Source organism: Methanobrevibacter sp., from assembly GCF_017447225.1.
Classification (GTDB): Archaea; Methanobacteriota; Methanobacteria; order Methanobacteriales; family Methanobacteriaceae; genus Methanocatella.
Window position 1 is genome coordinate 15,508 of sequence record NZ_JAFSNZ010000071.1, and the last position, 16,723, is coordinate 32,230.

The following is a 16,723-nucleotide window of genomic DNA, read 5'->3' on the forward strand; positions in this document are numbered from 1 at the left end:
ATATTATAGTATATTACTAAAATATATGTCTAGCAAGTTAATATAAATGTTCTAATATTCAGTAATTCTGTAAATTTAAGAATTTTTTACATTTCACTTGTTTTTTCCAAATTTAGTTCTTTTTTTAAAAATAATCTTTTTAAAAATCAAATGATTCATATATTTCAGCTAAAAAAAATCCAATAATCTAATCAATAGTAAATTCTATTAGGATTACCCAACAAAATATTAAGCAATGAAAATTACTGAAGAAAATATCAGAAAAATTCATGAAAAGCTCAATGAAGTCTCACCGGTTAACTATGACTGTGGAAAGCTCTGTGGTGAAATATGCTGTGTTTATGACAGTGAGGAGTATCGCAACGACGATTTGATAATCTATCTGCTTCCTGGAGAAGAAACGTTATATAAAAACAGCGAATCATTTGAGCTCAGACACTTCAAAATCCGCGAAATCAAATATCCTCGTTCCTGGAAGGATGGTGTCTACACAGTGAAATGCATCAATCCGCCCAATTGCGAGCGTGAAATAAGACCTATCCAGTGCAGAACTTTTCCATTAATTCCCCATATCACCAAAGACAGGCGTTTTCATCTTATTTTTGATGACACCCAGTATCCGTACAAGTGCCCTTTAATCAAGGACAATATTGAACTGAATGAGGATTTTGTAAAAGAGACATATAAAACCTGGAGATTTCTTTTGAAAAACAGATTAATATATGATTTGGTGGATATGGATTCAAGAAAACGGGAAAACCACAAAATAAAATATAAAATCATCATTTAGAATATGACACTTCATATATCTTGGATATTCCATCATCATATATCTTATTGAACGTCACGTTTTCGTTGTTGAATACTTCCAAATCATAGTTTGAAGCAATATATGTAATATTCAATTTGGACAGGTCATTTACATTGAGATCAACATTAAAAACATCAGGCGAAACCAGATTAAAGCTTGTATCGCTATCATTTATAAGATTAACTGTAATGTGTGAATACCTGTTGTATATATCCTGGCTTTCATTGTTAATGTCAAATTGCTGCCATTTATCCAAATCAGGATAGACATTTACTGAATTTACTGTTCTTGCACCGAAAATAGTCAGATAGTCTATGCTTACGCTTTGTGCTATCCAGTTGGCATCAGGGTTTTGACTGACTATGCTTTCCACTTCATGGGCAAAGTCATTTTCATACAATACATCGGTTCCGTAATCAATAGGATTTACCAGTCCTCCGGCCACCAGAGACATTAAAATGACTGATATTAAAAATACCCTTTTGCCCCTATCATTATGAGCCATAAATATTGAAGCAAAAGCAATTGAATAAATGATAACTAATGCTAGAAGCATCCATGTAACGTAATAGTCGACAAAATAGAATTTAGACAGATAAACCATTGCAACTGACAGAATTATGGACAATACAACAATCAGTTTACTGTTTCCGATTTTCTTAAGGCTTGCAAGTGACCTTATCAGAATCAATACTGATATGAAGCTGATGACTGTGAAAAGCCTTGATGTTTTCATATGATTTCTGAATGTAATGGAGATTATTGAATCCGGAAGAGGGATAAAGTAAAACACTACAAACAATGCATATAATGCAACAAGACCAATTAGCAATTTATCCTTTGTTTTTTGCTTGAATAGAACAATAAATGCAATAATCAATGAAACAGGGAAAAAGTCAATGAATACAGAATGTTCGACCACATTGATTGGAAGATTGACAAGCTGCATCGGATAAAAGAGTGAAGGTATGTAATTTACAAAATAACCCAAATCTCCGCCGGCATTGAATACTTCAGAACCCGGATATGCAGTGTTGAAAATTATTCTGATTGTTTCCATGGAATTATCTAAAATATGAATCATTATCAGTGAAAAAATAATCAGCACAGCTAAAGCAATGACCAAATCCTTTTTATCATAAACAAAATTGCCTCTATTTTTGAGAAATATCCAAAGAGCCATCATCACAAAGACATATGCAAATGGAATCTGCCATGATGGATAAAATACAATCAGAAATCCTCCGACGCATATCATCATCAAAAAGGCATATATTGTCCTTTTTAGATAATCCTGAGTGTTCATATAGAAATGGATTAGCAGAACTCCAAGCTGGCCAAAGATAAGCTGCTCGACAAGGCCGTTAATTGCAAACCACCACTGAACCAGAGGAGATAATGTTATTAGAAAGGCATATGCGAGAGACAGGGTTTTGTTTTTGTTTGTTATAAGCATTCCAGCTTCAAATGATATTAATGCCAAAACGACAAATCTGGAAACCCAGAAAAATGACAGTCCCATAGCAGGACTTAAAAAGAGATATCCTATATTGAATGGTCTGAATATCACTGCAATATCCATAATGGCCTGTCCGTAAACAATAAACATGTCTGTGGGAACTGCACGAATGATATTGGAAAAATAACCGAAATTATTCGGATACTGTGAAAATGCAAGAAGGGTGTTTACTACATATTCATCAGACCTGATTGATCTTGAAATACCCAATAAGGGATTGTGGTTAACATTAAAGATATTCAGCTCATTTATTGATGAGCCGTGAATTTGAAAAATGACACAGACAGCAATAACAACTAAAGAAATGCAATATCTGTATTTATAAATAAAATCAAAGACTTTTACTCTTAATTCATCATCATAAAGTATTCTAAATAATATAAAAGAAATTATTAAAAATAAAATAAATTTTTTAAATGAAAATGCCTGAATAAAAATATCAAAATTAAGGCTAGTTTCAACAGCCAGCACATAAACTTCCGCAAAAAAAGCTGCAAAAACGGCTGTTATAAAAGAAATTAGTAATCTTTGATTTTTATTCAAGTGCATATTTATTATATTAATATTATTTAAATAAATAATTAATGGAAAATTTTATCGATAATATAACCTATGACAAAACCGATAACTGCAACGGGAATTGCAAACAATGCTCCAAACATTATCGCAATAAAGACTGCAGAAGCAATACCGGATGAAGTGAATGAACTGACCATCAGTCCGAAAATTGTAAATGCACAAAATACGACAATGGTGGCGCATTTTGTTTTTGCAAGTCTCAGCTTTCCGGTGTGCCTGTCATGTTTGTACATCAATTTTGCCTGAATGGAGTTTTCGGGAGGTGCAGGATAAGATTGTCTTTTATTGACAACCCTAAATTTCCTGTCCAAAACTTCAGCGTTTTTCTTGAAGTTTTTTGAATCATCCTTTTTCAGATTTACGCCACATTCATGGCAGTATGTTGCTTCATCAGCGTTTTCAAAGCCGCAATTATGACATTTCATATCTAATCATTTGAAGTCTCAATTTTTTCAACAACCTTTTGTCCTTCATCGGCCATATTGCTGAACATTGCAATGGTCTCTTTCATTTGAGGAAGTGCCTGTTCCTTGTAGTTGCTTACCTCTTCAATAGCTAGAAGTGCTTCCCTGAATGAGTTTTGAAGTATTTCAGGTGAAATCATTGCTTCACCGCTTGATTTTTGGATTTCAGCACCCTGTTCATGAAGCATGTGTGAAGTTGACTCGATAATGTTTCCTGTAGTCTCATTTAAAATATTGATTTTGTCCATTACAAGTTTCTGGTCGTACAGTGCACTTGCAACCATTACACCTGTTCTCAGTGCAGTTACGGTCACGTTTTTAGCACGGTTAACACCTCGAATAAGTTCCTTGTTGTTTCTTCTGATTACATTTAATGAAACAATTCCCTGCTGGTTGATTACAATCATCTGCTGCATATCCATGATTCTTTGCCTTAACGGGAATAAAACCTCTTCTTTAACGAATGCGATTTTTTCCGGATCAACTCCCTGAAGCTCTGCATTCTGTATCTGCATCTCAATGGATTCGTCCATCTGCTTACCCAATTCAATGTCAGCAAGAAGCTTGTTGGTGACTTCTCTTAAGTTGTTTTCCTCAGCAACCAATGTTGTATTGTCATTTTGCAATATTTTGCTGCTGTGGTCAAGTGATTCAAGGATTTCAGAAATGGCGGCATCAGCTTTCTGATATCTTGAGAAATATTTTCTGACAGGATTAAAAATATCTCCCAAAACGCCTTTTTTGGTGAAATCGACTTTACTTGGATCAATATCCTTTAACTGAATGTTGAGTTCATTTAATTTATCACCAATGTTTTCTGATTCAGTTCCTCCTTTATTAAAATCAACAAAACGTGTGCTTAAGAGTTTGTTTTTTTGTGATGAACGGTTCATATCATTTAAACCAAAGCTATCTAATGGCTTTAGAATGTTTTCCCTTTCGACAGGATTGTTCAAATCCGCATCAAAAATAGCTACTGCATTGTTTTCAGCCTGAGTCTTAAGATTAGAATTCTGCAATTTTTCTTGCTCTACCTTAATGGTATCTTCTACTTCATTTTCTATTTGATCAATGTTTAGTGAAAATTCAGCCATTTTCTATACCTCATTAAAACAGTAAATATAATAATATATATGGTGTGGTTTATTATAAAAGTTATTGTATGTAAATTGTTATTAATCATATTTCTTGACGGAATCTATCAAATTCTTCATGTCCTCAAGGAGATTTTCAACGTCAGTGTCGCTTTCCTTATTGGAGCTTAAACTGATTATGAGCTCATTTGTCAAATCATCAATATATGAAATGATTGCTTTCATATTGGAAATCTTGTTTTCAAGTTCCGTGTCAATTCTTGGGGTTTCACGGGTTGCCAGCCTGACAATATTCATTGCCCCGTCATATTCTGAAGTGAAAACCTTTGTTGAAGTTTTAACATGATCCATGAACTTGTCATATGTAATCTGCGGCGGAGCGAATGACTTTTCAATCAGGTTGACGACAACCTTTTCTTTAGCTTCATATTCAACTTTCAGGGATTTGATTTCCTCCTCGAAGTGGTGAAGGGGACCTGTGGTTGCAGCGGGCTTTTGTGTAACTTCAGGAGTTTTTTCCGTATCTGAAGTTTTTTTAGCGTTCTGCTTAATCAGATATCGAAGCCTTGTTTCAAGGCCTTCCTCACTGACTATGTTCAGCTTGATTTCTTCCTTAAGCTGATTTTTGATGTGTTCTCCTACGGAAAACTCTATATTGTTTGCTCTTAAAAGTGCCTTGTACTCATCGCTTAAGATAAATCCGCCGGTCAAATCCTCCAGCTTTTGCTCAGCCGGACTTTTAGAAAACATACCCATTATTTAAACACCTTATAATTTTTTTAACTAGTTAATATATGATATCTGCTCATCCGTTATCAGTTTATAATTTATCAGTTCATCTGAATCCAAATCTTCGCTCATGAGTTTTACTGCCGTAATCTGACTGTTTGTATATGTCCTGTAATAGAGTATTGCATCTGCAGTGTTATAGCATGATGTGTAGATTGTATATTCATACAAGTCAGGATCATTTATGAATGTGCAGCCGTTTTGCTGTTCAACAGAGCCTAAAATGTGGAAGAACTGGTTGACGCTGGCCTCTTCGCTGTCACCGGAATATGAATTTGCCCTTGTAAAAGCGACTTTAGCAAATCTTGAAGAAGAGGACAAGTCTCCCGGAAGACCGATAGCTCCCATTCCCCTTGAATACTCATCTAAATCAAAGGAATCACTGAATTTGTTTTCAGGATTTCTGTTGGAAAGGCTTCTGTAGTCATTCAATGTAAACAGCTGTTTGTCGAACGGAGGATTGTTAGTCAATACTCCGACAGGATTGTCGAATACCTTAAGTCCGTCTTCCATAGGTTCAACGACAATTGCTGCGCTTTCATCAGAAATCATCCAGTGAAGTGGAGATAACGGCAACTCTTGTGAAAAGTTGATGTTTACAAGATTGATGTTTTCAAGAGCCTCTTTTACTTCACTTACTGTTGAGAAGTTGCTTAAAAGATAAGGAATGAATTCAAATGGAGTTATGTTAATCATTCCTTCCTTTTCATCAAGGTATTTTGCGTTTCCTGCAAAATTAAGTCCTGCAATGGACAGTCCTTTTTCATTGCAAGCATCATAGTATAAAGGATATACGTCAACGCCTGCAGCAACACCGATGATTGCATAGTGGCTTTCGATTGAATCAATAAGCTTAAAATCAAACTTATAGTTTCGGGGAGTTATAGTCACCCTTTCATTATATGATATTTCATAATCAAAATTACGGCCAAAATAATGCTTTTTAGTTATATAATTGCTTGCTGTACACATAAAATCACCTATTCCAATTTAAGAAGCTTTGCAGCATTTTCATATAAAATCATTGATCGCTCTTCATCAGTTAAATCAATCTTGTCAAAGTATTCCATTTCAGATACTGCATCCCACATCGGATAATCCGTTGCCCATAAAACCCTATCGGCACCATATGCATGAATCAGGTCCCTGGCTGTTTCGGCTGAAAGCGCATATAAGCTGGAACTTAAATCAACGTAAAGATTATCTCTTCCTGCAAGCTGTCTTGTGGCCTCTTCCCACATGCTCCATCCAGCAAAATGTGCTCCGATAACAGTCATGTCCGGAAACTCATCCAAAAGTGGAATCAGCTGTTCTGGATTTGAATAGTTATATCTGAAATCTCCGCAATGAATCATCAAAGGAACATTTCCTTCATTTATAACCTCAGCCAATGCAAAGGCCCTTTTTTCATTTAAGGCAAACTGCTGGAAATCCGGGTGAAGCTTGACGCCCTTAAGGCCCAAGTCAATGAGATGATTGAAGTCCCCTTCAATGTCATCACTGTCAGGGTGAAGGGTTCCGAAACCTGTAAACAAATCAGGATGGGATTTCACTTCACTTGATATGAATTCATTTATGGATTTAACCTGTTTTGGGGTGGTTGCAACTGAATGAACCAGGTAATGAACTACACCAACTCTGCTGCCGTCCCTTATCAAGTCATCAGTCTTTCCGTTCAGGGACATGTTCAAATCATAAAAGTTTTTAATTCCTTCAACGGCTTTTGATGCAATCTTTTCGGGATAGATATGACAATGTGCGTTTATTACTTTCTGCATTATATTTTACCACCTAATACTAATCTAATATATTTTATAGGTTTTTTAGGTAAAATAGTTTATTGAAAAAAAATAAGAAAAAAAGAGTTTAGAATTTGAAGAAATCTTTAGTCCAGTTAATGTTGTGCTTAACGTCCTGAACCTTCATTTCATAAGATTCATCGACATCCCCATATTCCTTTTCAAGGATTTTAAGCTTTTGCTCTACATCCAAACTTGCATCCTTTAGCTGGGAGTATACGGATATCTCCTTATTAATGTTTTCAAGTTGTTCTTCAAGCTCTTCTCTTTGTTTGTTTGCTTGGTTAATTTTGTTTTCAAGATATTGGGCTTCCTGCTGATATGACTGTTCTTTTGCTTCAAAAAGCATGTCAATAGCAGTTCCCACATCAATATCGTTTTTCTTTAAGATTTCAACTTTTTTAAGCTGTTCATCCGTCAGTTCAATTTCGATTTTAGCCATTTCAATCACTTGAAAAAATTAAAAATGAATGGATTTAATCCATTCACGTAGCCTCTTCAGTTTCGACCTCATCGAAATCTACTTTCTCACCAAGAACTCTTAATCCGACATAGAGTACTACAGCTGCTATTGGGATTGAAATGTACCATGCAACACCGAGACCGGCTGGAAGGTAACCGAAGACGATTGCTACGATTGCAACGAATATAGCATAGTAGATTTGCGTCTGAACGTGGTTAATATGGTTACAGCTTGATCCCATCGATGACAGAATCGTAGTATCTGAAATCGGTGAACAGTGATCCCCGAAGATTGCTCCGGTCAATACACCACTGGTACATACGACTGTGAATGTCATGTCCGGACATACTGCCCATGCAAGAGGAATAGCCAAAGGCATCAGGATACTCATTGTACCGTATGCAGTACCTGTTGCAAATGAAATGAGTGCTCCTAAGATGAAAATCAGACTCGGAAGGACAAATGCAGGGATTGCTCCTTTTAGGACTCCTACAAGATAGTCTGCGGTTCCGACTTCACCGATGACCCCACCTAATGACCATGCAAGTAATAGAATTACACCGGTAATTACGATTGTTTTCATACCGCCAATCCATTCGGATATTGCATCCTCAATAGTGAGTATTTTCTGACCGACTGCCATGACGATTGCAACGATTGATGCGAGCAATGCTGCCTGGAACAAAGCGACTGATGCGTCAGATGCTGCCAGAGCTTCAAATATACCGTTGAATGACAATGGAGCAGTGTGCATCAATTGAATGAGAGCTGCGTCCTCTCCACCTAAAATGGTGGTGTAACCGCTCCAGTAGAATGCTATCAGTGCACCAACAATCAGTGTTCCTATAGGAATGATTGCATTCCAGATGGATAATTTGATTCCTTCAACAGGTTTGACTTCATCAAATCCAGGAGCTGAAGCCTCAATGACCTTTTCGTTTTCTTTTCTTTTACGGGCTTTTTTCTCTGCATCTTTCATTGGTCCGAATTCATATAATGTTAAAGCTGAAATAACAATGAATATTAAGATGAATATGTTATAGAACCTGTATGGAATGGTTTGAAGGAATACTCCGAAACCTGTGACGTTTGTAATACCGATGGATTCAAATCCTGCAGCAATCAAACTGACTTCCAAACCGATCCAGGTTGAAATAATAGCAAGACCAGCAATAGGAGCTGCGGTTGCGTCAACAATGAATGCTAATTTTTCTCTGGATACTTTGAGTTTGTCCATAACTGGTCTCATGATAGGACCGATGATTAAAGAGTTTGCATAGTCGTCGAAAAATACACATAATCCTAAGAACCATGTGATGAGCTGAGCTTTACGAGGTGTATTTGCACGTTTTGAGAATGTGTTTGCCAATGCCTGTGCACCACCCATTTTGGTGATTAACTGAATTACACCACCAATGAGCAGACATTGAAGGATAATACCTGCATTCCAAGGATCAGCCATACAAGCGATAACTTCATTACCGATACCTAAAAATGCGTTTACAGCGGAGCTGATAATGTTCAAGTCATTTACACAAAGCATAAATTCCCCAACAAAAACACCGACAAATAACGATAGAACAGTTTCTTTTGTAATAAAAGCTAATGCAATAGCGATAAGAGGCGGCAACAATGTCAAGATTCCAAAACGAACAGAGTTTTCGCCTTCAGGCATTTGTGTAATAATCAGTGACAACACAAATAAACCGATTATAGCAATAGCTGTTACTAAACCTAATTTCATATTGTGATTTAAATTCATAAGATTCACACCATTTTCACTAAAACATATATAAAAAATCAAAAATTCCCTTTTCAATTTATTATATTACATATAACTATTTTAATTTTGTTTTATTTAAATATTAGTCATTTTAATGTGAATTTTTGGTGATTGATGATACATTTTGAAAAATTATAAGTGATTTTTATAGAAATCATATGTTTAAAATAACACAACACTGCTTCCCACACAAAGCACAACAACAAAAATAACACAACACTGCTTTACACACAAAGCATTCAAATATAACGATAAAAATTTAAATAAGAAAAAGAGGGGAATAATCCCCATTATTTTTTTAAACATTGAACTTGTCTTTTGACCTGATTCCCACAAGTGAAGCGAAAATGGACAGTACACATGCGGCAGTTGAAATTGCACAGATTATATGTGAAGACTCAACAATCAAGCCGGCATGCTGTGTAGCCAAAGGCAGACTGCCCATAACCCAAGCAAATATCAAAGTCAAAAGACCTAAACTCATGGTCTGGCCTATAGTTCTCATAGTTGCCTGTGAAGCGGAAGCCGTTGGAGCATCCTTTGGCGGAACGGAACTCATTATCGCATTCATGTTCGGGCTTGAGAACAATCCCATACCTATACCCTGAAGAATCATTGCCAGAATCACCATGTAAAGCGGAGTGTCCTTTGTAAGAAATGTTAATATTAAAAGAGCCACCGTAGCTATTGCCATACCTGCAGCTGCAAGTTTCTGGGGATGAATCCTGTCTGAAAGCTTGCCCGTATTCGGTGCAAGGATTGCCATGATGATTGGAGTTACTATTAGAATCATACCTGCAGACTGGGCATTCCATCCTCTCACATACTGGAAATGGTAATTTAGGATTGTCGTAACCACCATAATCGCCAGATAACTGCACAAAGCGGCAATGTTAGATGATGTGAACTTCATGTTCTTAAACAGATTCATGTTAAACACAGGTGAAATCTGTCTTAGCTCCCAGATGGCAAATACCACAAGTAATATAATTCCTGCAACTGTGAATATAACACCCATCTGATTGACAAGGTTGGTAAATCCGTAAATGAAAAGGAGGATTCCTATGGAGTATAATACGGATCCAAATGTATCAATCTTGTCATCCTTATATGTTTGCCATTCCTGAGGTATTTTTAAAATCATAATCAGAATACATAATATCAAAAACGGAATAACTATATAAAATATTGATCTCCAGCCCAAATTATATACCAAAAATCCGCTTATTACAGGAGAAAGTGATGTTGCAAGATAAACTCCGGTTACAGTAAAACCTAAAGCCTTTCCCCTGCTTTGAGGTTTTACGGCAGACACAATCATAGCCATTGCAGCTACATTGACAAAAGCTACACTTGCACCCTGGATTATCCTAGACAACATGAATGATTCCGTTGAAAATGATATTGCCGCACCGACAGAACCTATTAAAAACACGATAACTCCTATGAGCAGTGACTTTTTAACACCATATTTTCCTGAAATCTGTCCTGCAGGAACCGTGAATACGGCCATTGCAAGGAAAAATATTGTTGGAATCCAGTTTTGAATAACATTGTTCATTGCAAAGTCGCTTGCAATCGCCGGAACTCCAATGATGATACCATTTGAAAGAAATACTCCGAAAAATGAAGTCAGAAATGATATCAGTATAACATACGTCTCATATTCTATTTTCATAATAAACCTCTTTATTGTTAATTTTATTAGCTTTAAATGCAATTTCGATTAGTCTTTTTTTGAACTCCCCATCCTCATTATTTATGCCGACTTTCCTTTCCCATTCCTTAGAGATTTGCCTGTATTTCGGAACGAGTTCATTGCCCTTATCTGTTGTCATCAGCATGTATTTACGTCTGTTTGTGGGATTGATCTCTCTTTTAATAAATCCTTCGTCCTCAAGTTTTTTAAGTACTTTGGCAACGTTTCCCTTGCTTTGGCAAAACATATTAACCAGATCGTCCTGTGAACACTTAGGATTGTCATGGATATACATAATATAGCGAACATTATGGCCCAAATCCAAATCTTTGATTTTTGAATCCATGTATTTCTGCTGATTCAGGGAAATGTTATGTATCCAAGCAATCAGGGGAGAATCATCTTTGATAGCTTGAAAAACTTCTTCACTCATTTTTCTCACCTAGGTATTAATTTATTTGATATATGATATAAATGTTTCTTTTGAAACAGTTTATTATGAAACTAATATATAAAGGATGTAAAAAATCACACGAGCACACAGTCGCACTTCAACAATTTATAAGAAAAATCCTGAGTAAAATAATATTGCAATTGATTATGGAGGCTGAGTATGAACAAATTTGAACGAGAAATCTATCATAACCGAGACAAGAAATATAAGCTTTCCTGCTTTTTCACATTCAATACATCTTTGAACTGAATAATCTTAAAGAAAAAGTAGTTGGAATATTACCTACCGAATATATAGACATGAATTTCTCAGAAAAAAGAATGGATTTCGCAGTAGTTTGTGAATCCGGCAATATTTATGATATTGAATGTGAAACTTCATCCGTTGATGAAAACACCGCCGACAAAACATGGAATTATGTAAAAGCCTTGCACTGGAAGTATGACAACGATATTTACAGCTTAATTATTGCATTATCTGAAAAAAACAAAAATCCTAAAAAACAGATTGGAACAACCACACATAACCCATTATTATGTGAAATGAAAAAATTTGATGGTGAAAAAAATTTAAATAATATAAAAAAGAAATTTGAATCCAACAAAGAATTAACCAGCCATGACTGTGCAATAATAGAAACCATACCAGATATGCGAAATTCTCGAAATCCTGAAGTTATTGTTGAAGAACTGTGTTACATCATCAAAAAAGGGAAAATAAGCATCGAAAACAGAATTATATTGCAGGCAACAATGTGGCTAAACATAGATTACTATGTTAAAAACAAAAAGAAACGAAAAGAATTAATGGAGATGATTAAAGTGGAAAAATCATTGAATTCAGAATTCTACGAATGGCAAGAAGAAACTAAAAACGAAGGAAGAAAAGAAGAAATAGTTGAAATAGTTACAGCAATGTTGGAAACGTTAACGCCAAAAGAAATAACAAAACTAACCAAAATACCATTATCAGTAATAAACGAAATAGCAAAACAAATTAACATTTAATTGGAGAAAAATAACTTCCCCAATTAAAAAAAACACCTTAAAGGAGATAAAAAAATGAAAAACCATCCACTATCAGAATTTTGTATGTGGCAAAAAGCATATGAGAAAAAAGGAGAAAAAAAAGGACTAAAAGAAGGATATGTCATTGGAAGGTTGAAAGTTGAAACTGAAATAGATACAGAACCCTTTGAAAAAATGAACATTTATGAACTGGAAAAACTAACAGAAATCCTTATTTCAGTTTTTGGAAACAGAAAACAAAGATACTGGTTGAAGATTAAAAAAATCATACATTTAAAAAAGATTAAAACTTTCTATTACACCACCAAATCAAGAATCTATGACAAAATGTTAATGAGGTTGCTTTGTGAATACACTGAATCCGAAGATTATATCAGAAACATTAAGCTTGAGGAAGGCATTGAAAGAGGAAAAAAGAAAGCCGAAATGGAAATTATTTCAAATATGCTTAAAACCATGACACCAATGGAGATATCACAAATAACAGAAATTCCACTAGAATCAATTAAAAAAATAAAAAATTAGATTAAAAAATGAATCTGACTTTTGTCCATATCATCTAATGTATGGGGCTTTACTTCACCATCAGGAATACCTAAGGCTAAAATACCTACAATGCGGAAATAGTCATCAATTTTTACAACGTCTCGAACCAGCTTTTCAGCGTCTTCGCCTTCAGAGGATTTTCTTAGGTGAATCTGTATCCAGCAGCTTCCAACGCCGACATTTGCAGCCATTAAATGCATAAATGACAATGCAATTGATGAGTCCTCTATCCAGGTGTCCGCTTTTAAGGTGTTTGCAATGACAACTATTGCCTTATCTGCACCGGCCAAAAACTGGGAGCCGTGCTGTTTTACCTCAGACAGTTCCTTTAATGTTTCTTTATCTGAAACTACAAGAAAGTTGCATGGTTTTCTGTTCATGCTTGTAGGAGCCAGAAGACCTGCCTTTAATATTTCATTCAGTTGATTTTTTGTAACCTCATCGCCTGTGAATTTACGTACACTTCTTCTTTTAAGCAAAACTTCATCAAAATCCATTTAATCATCCCCAAATTCCTTTTCAAGCAATATTGTAACCGGACCATTGTTTAGAAGTGAAACTTTCATGAATGCACCGAATTGGCCTGTTTCTACTTCAATTTCCTCACTGCATTTTTCAACAAAGTAATCAAAGAGCATTGTGGCGTCTGATGGATTTAATGCCTTATGAAATGAAGGCCTGTTCTTTTTTACCTTGCCGTATAATGTGAACTGGGGAACTAGCAATAGCTTACCGGACACATCCTTGACGGATTTATTCATTTTCCCATCTTCATCTGCAAATATTCTGAGCTTTACAAGCTTTCGTGCCAGATAATCGGCTTCACGGGTTGTGTCGTTTTCGCCGAAACCCACAAGAACCATAAGTCCATCATCGATTTCGCCTACAGTATCATTTTCAACTTCAACGCTTGCGCTGGTGACTCTTTGAACAACTAGTTTCATGAAAAATTACTCCAAAAAAAGAATATTGTGGGAAAATTTAATTCCCTTTTTATTTGTTCATTGCTTTTTCAACGGCCACTGCCACAGCTACGCTTGCACCGACCATCGGATTGTTACCCATACCGATCAGTCCCATCATTTCCACGTGAGCAGGAACTGAAGATGAACCGGCAAACTGGGCATCTGAATGCATTCTTCCCATAGTGTCTGTCATACCATAGGATGCAGGACCTGCAGCCATGTTGTCAGGGTGCAGGGTTCTTCCGGTACCTCCTCCGGATGCAACTGAGAAGTATTTCTTGCCCTGTTCTATGCATTCCTTCTTATAGGTTGCAGCCACAGGATGCTGGAATCTTGTCGGGTTTGTTGAGTTACCTGTAATTGACACGTCAACTCCTTCAAGATGCATTATAGCAACACCTTCACGAACATCATCGGCACCGTAACATCTTACCTTTGCCCTTTCGCCATCGGAGTATGCCTTTTCACGCACAACCTTAACTTCACCGGTAAAGTAGTCGAATTCAGTCTGAACATAGGTGAAACCGTTGATTCTTGAAATGATTAATGCAGCGTCCTTTCCAAGACCGTTGAGTATAACCCTTAAAGGCTCTTGGCGAACCTGGTTTGCTGAGTTTGCAATTCCTATTGCTCCTTCAGCAGCTGCGAAACTTTCGTGGCCTGCAAGAAATGCAAAGCAGCTTGATTCTTCACTTAAAAGCATTGAAGCAAGGTTACCGTGACCTAATCCGACTTTCCTGTCATCTGCAACACTTCCCGGAATACAGAATGACTGAAGTCCTTCACCTATTGCTTTTGCAGCGTCTGCAGCTTTGGTGCAGTCCTTTTTGATTGCAATTGCAGCTCCAACAGTATATGCCCAGCAGGCGTTTTCAAAGCAAATCGGCTGAACGCCCTTTACGATTTCATATGGGTCGAAACCTTTGTCAAGACAAACCTGTCTTGCTTCCTCAAGATCCTTAATGCCATATTCGTTAAGTACAGGAAGTATCTGATCTATTCTTCTTTCATAACTTTCAAATAAACTCATAAATTCCACCCATAATCATTCTTTTCTAGGATCAATTGTTTTGACAGCATCATCAAATCTTCCGTACTGCCCGCTTGCCTTTTCAATAGCTTCTGCAGGGTCAACACCGTCTTTGATGGCGTCAAGCATGATTCCCAGATTGATATATTTATATCCTATAATTTCGTCATCTTCATCAAGAGCTATTTCGGTAATGTATCCTTCGGTAAGCTCCAGGTATCTTGGGCCTTTCCTGTTTGTTGAATAGATTGTGCCTACCTGGCTTCTGTGGCCTTTACCTAAATCCTCAAGGCCTGCTCCTATAGGAAGGCCGTCTTCTGAAAATGCTGACTGAGTTCTTCCGTAAACGATTTGCAGGAAGAGTTCACGCATAGCAGTATTGATTGCATCGCACACCAGATCGGTATTCAATGCTTCAAGAATGGTTTTTCCAATCAGAATTTCACCGGACATTGCTGCTGAGTGAGTCATGCCTGAGCATCCGATAGTCTCAACCAGAGCTTCCTCAATAATACCGTTCTTAACGTTTAAGGTTAATTTACAGCACCCCTGCTGAGGTGCACACCAGCCTATACCATGAGTCAAACCGGAAATGTCAGAGATTTCCTTGGATTTAACCCACCTGCCTTCTTCAGGTATTGGTGCAGGACCGTGATTTGCCCCTTTAGCAACAGGACACATATTTTCTACTTCATTTGAATATATCATTTTCAATCTCCTGAATAATTACTAGTATATTTGTCCATTCATAATATTAAATTATTCTAAAAAAAGTTGGGAATAGTTATATTTATAATCAATGTCTTAATTTGAGATTGAAAAAACCTCACAAAATTCCCGAGACATTGAATTCATCATCAAAGTTTGTTTAGTGAAATAATAATTTCACTACAATAACTAATATAAAATATCTAATATTTAAAAATAATCATTTCCCTTTAAATTAACTACAAGAAAAATTACAGTACAAAAAAAGTATTTCAAATAATCAATGCCTTAATGTGAGATTGAAAAACCTCACAAAATCCCCGAGACATTGATTTACCACATTCCAAGTTTGTTTAGTGAAATAATAATTCACTTCGAATTATTAAAATAATTCTATTAATTAATTTATTACTTACTCCTATATATATTTATTTGAATTTGTGTGAAAATTGATTATAATCCATTTCAGAAGGGAAAATATACCTCTTATCAATAAAGTATTATAATACGGGAAATATTATATTTCAATCATCATTAATATCCTATAATCAAAAATTCACACTCTTAGGAGATGAAAAAATGAATCACGATATTTATACCATAATCTTAATTAAAATTAGGACAAATATCATTAAAAGCCTAAATGAAAGGTCTTTAACAACCAAGTTGAAATTCAACTTGAAATCCATAATTTTCACCTCCCAACCTTGGAATGTAAGCTGAAATAATAGATTAATACTACAATCACAAATATGAATGAATGCAGTTAATATCATATCATTTTCAGTAGGTTATTTTTGAGGCATATTTTCAATTAATATGTTGAATTTCAAAATATATAAACTTTTTTGACGATTTAAAGACCTTAAAATTACTATCTGATTAAAATATTGCTTTAGGAGAGTAAAATTGTACCAACTCGTAAAACAATTAATTTCACATAAAAAATAACCCTATGTTAAAATGAATTAATGATTAAATACACGACAATA

General features: G+C 35.7%; 17 protein-coding genes. 3 read left to right on the plus strand and 14 right to left on the minus strand.

Going from position 1 to position 16,723, the window contains the following annotated elements; genetic code table 11:
• The first annotated feature begins 235 nt into the window (after positions 1-235).
• On the plus strand, positions 236-790 hold the full coding sequence (locus IJQ68_RS06805; RefSeq protein ID WP_292798530.1) for a hypothetical protein: 555 nt from the start codon (positions 236-238) through the stop codon (positions 788-790).
• Here the strand turns inward: IJQ68_RS06805 and IJQ68_RS06810 are convergent.
• The 10 genes from IJQ68_RS06810 to IJQ68_RS06855 form a co-directional block, all read right to left on the minus strand.
• Positions 783-2,879, minus strand: a complete 2,097-nt coding sequence (locus tag IJQ68_RS06810) for a hypothetical protein (RefSeq protein WP_292798532.1) — start codon at positions 2,877-2,879, stop codon at positions 783-785. The genes IJQ68_RS06805 and IJQ68_RS06810 overlap by 8 nt on opposite strands.
• Positions 2,880-2,911: 32 nt before the next feature.
• The gene (locus IJQ68_RS06815; protein ID WP_292798534.1) at positions 2,912-3,334 is read right to left on the minus strand and encodes a zinc-ribbon domain-containing protein; all 423 of its coding nucleotides are present in this window, start codon (positions 3,332-3,334) and stop codon (positions 2,912-2,914) included.
• Positions 3,335-3,336: 2 nt separating this feature from the next.
• Positions 3,337-4,467 (minus strand): toxic anion resistance protein, encoded by a 1,131-nt coding sequence (locus tag IJQ68_RS06820; protein ID WP_292798536.1) that lies wholly within the window; start codon positions 4,465-4,467, stop codon positions 3,337-3,339.
• A gap of 81 nt (positions 4,468-4,548) precedes the next feature.
• Positions 4,549-5,223 carry a hypothetical protein gene (locus IJQ68_RS06825; RefSeq protein ID WP_292798538.1) on the minus strand — a complete coding sequence of 225 codons (675 nt, stop codon included), beginning with the start codon at positions 5,221-5,223 and terminating at the stop codon, positions 4,549-4,551.
• 27 nt (positions 5,224-5,250) lie between these two features.
• Positions 5,251-6,228 carry a choloylglycine hydrolase gene (bsh, locus tag IJQ68_RS06830; RefSeq protein ID WP_292798541.1) on the minus strand — a complete coding sequence of 326 codons (978 nt, stop codon included), beginning with the start codon at positions 6,226-6,228 and terminating at the stop codon, positions 5,251-5,253.
• A gap of 8 nt (positions 6,229-6,236) precedes the next feature.
• Positions 6,237-7,034, minus strand: a complete 798-nt coding sequence (locus tag IJQ68_RS06835; protein WP_292798543.1) for an amidohydrolase family protein — start codon at positions 7,032-7,034, stop codon at positions 6,237-6,239.
• 88 nt (positions 7,035-7,122) lie between these two features.
• Positions 7,123-7,497 (minus strand): hypothetical protein, encoded by a 375-nt coding sequence (locus IJQ68_RS06840; protein WP_292798545.1) that lies wholly within the window; start codon positions 7,495-7,497, stop codon positions 7,123-7,125.
• Between the two features lie 43 nt (positions 7,498-7,540).
• Positions 7,541-9,280: a Na+/H+ antiporter NhaC family protein gene (locus tag IJQ68_RS06845; RefSeq protein WP_292798547.1), complete on the minus strand. Its 1,740-nt coding sequence runs from the start codon at positions 9,278-9,280 to the stop codon at positions 7,541-7,543.
• Positions 9,281-9,599: 319 nt separating this feature from the next.
• A complete protein-coding gene (locus IJQ68_RS06850) occupies positions 9,600-10,979 on the minus strand; it encodes an MFS transporter (RefSeq protein ID WP_292798549.1) in 1,380 nt (459 codons plus the stop codon).
• Positions 10,963-11,433, minus strand: coding sequence for a MarR family winged helix-turn-helix transcriptional regulator (locus IJQ68_RS06855; protein ID WP_292798551.1), 471 nt, complete (start codon positions 11,431-11,433; stop codon positions 10,963-10,965). Before IJQ68_RS06855 ends, IJQ68_RS06850 begins: the two co-directional genes overlap by 17 nt.
• A gap of 320 nt (positions 11,434-11,753) precedes the next feature.
• On the opposite strand from IJQ68_RS06855, the gene IJQ68_RS06860 reads away from it, so the two are divergent.
• Both IJQ68_RS06860 and IJQ68_RS06865 read left to right on the plus strand, forming a co-directional pair.
• A complete protein-coding gene (locus tag IJQ68_RS06860) occupies positions 11,754-12,461 on the plus strand; it encodes a hypothetical protein (protein ID WP_292798553.1) in 708 nt (235 codons plus the stop codon).
• A 54-nt stretch (positions 12,462-12,515) separates the two neighbouring features.
• Entirely contained in the window at positions 12,516-13,007 is a 492-nt protein-coding gene (locus IJQ68_RS06865; protein ID WP_292798555.1) for a hypothetical protein, read from the plus strand.
• Here IJQ68_RS06865 and IJQ68_RS06870 read toward each other — a convergent pair.
• Genes IJQ68_RS06870 through IJQ68_RS06885 form a run of 4 tightly spaced genes read right to left on the minus strand, consistent with a single transcriptional unit; the run spans position 13,004 to position 15,731 of the window.
• Positions 13,004-13,525, minus strand: coding sequence for a nitroreductase family protein (locus IJQ68_RS06870; RefSeq protein ID WP_292798557.1), 522 nt, complete (start codon positions 13,523-13,525; stop codon positions 13,004-13,006). The genes IJQ68_RS06865 and IJQ68_RS06870 overlap by 4 nt on opposite strands.
• Positions 13,526-13,972 (minus strand): D-aminoacyl-tRNA deacylase, encoded by a 447-nt coding sequence (dtd, locus tag IJQ68_RS06875; protein ID WP_292798559.1) that lies wholly within the window; start codon positions 13,970-13,972, stop codon positions 13,526-13,528.
• A gap of 49 nt (positions 13,973-14,021) precedes the next feature.
• Positions 14,022-15,023, minus strand: coding sequence for a GGGtGRT protein (locus IJQ68_RS06880; protein WP_292798561.1), 1,002 nt, complete (start codon positions 15,021-15,023; stop codon positions 14,022-14,024).
• A gap of 15 nt (positions 15,024-15,038) precedes the next feature.
• Positions 15,039-15,731, minus strand: a complete 693-nt coding sequence (locus IJQ68_RS06885; protein WP_292798563.1) for an iron-sulfur cluster assembly scaffold protein — start codon at positions 15,729-15,731, stop codon at positions 15,039-15,041.
• Between the last annotated feature and the right edge of the window lie 992 nt (positions 15,732-16,723).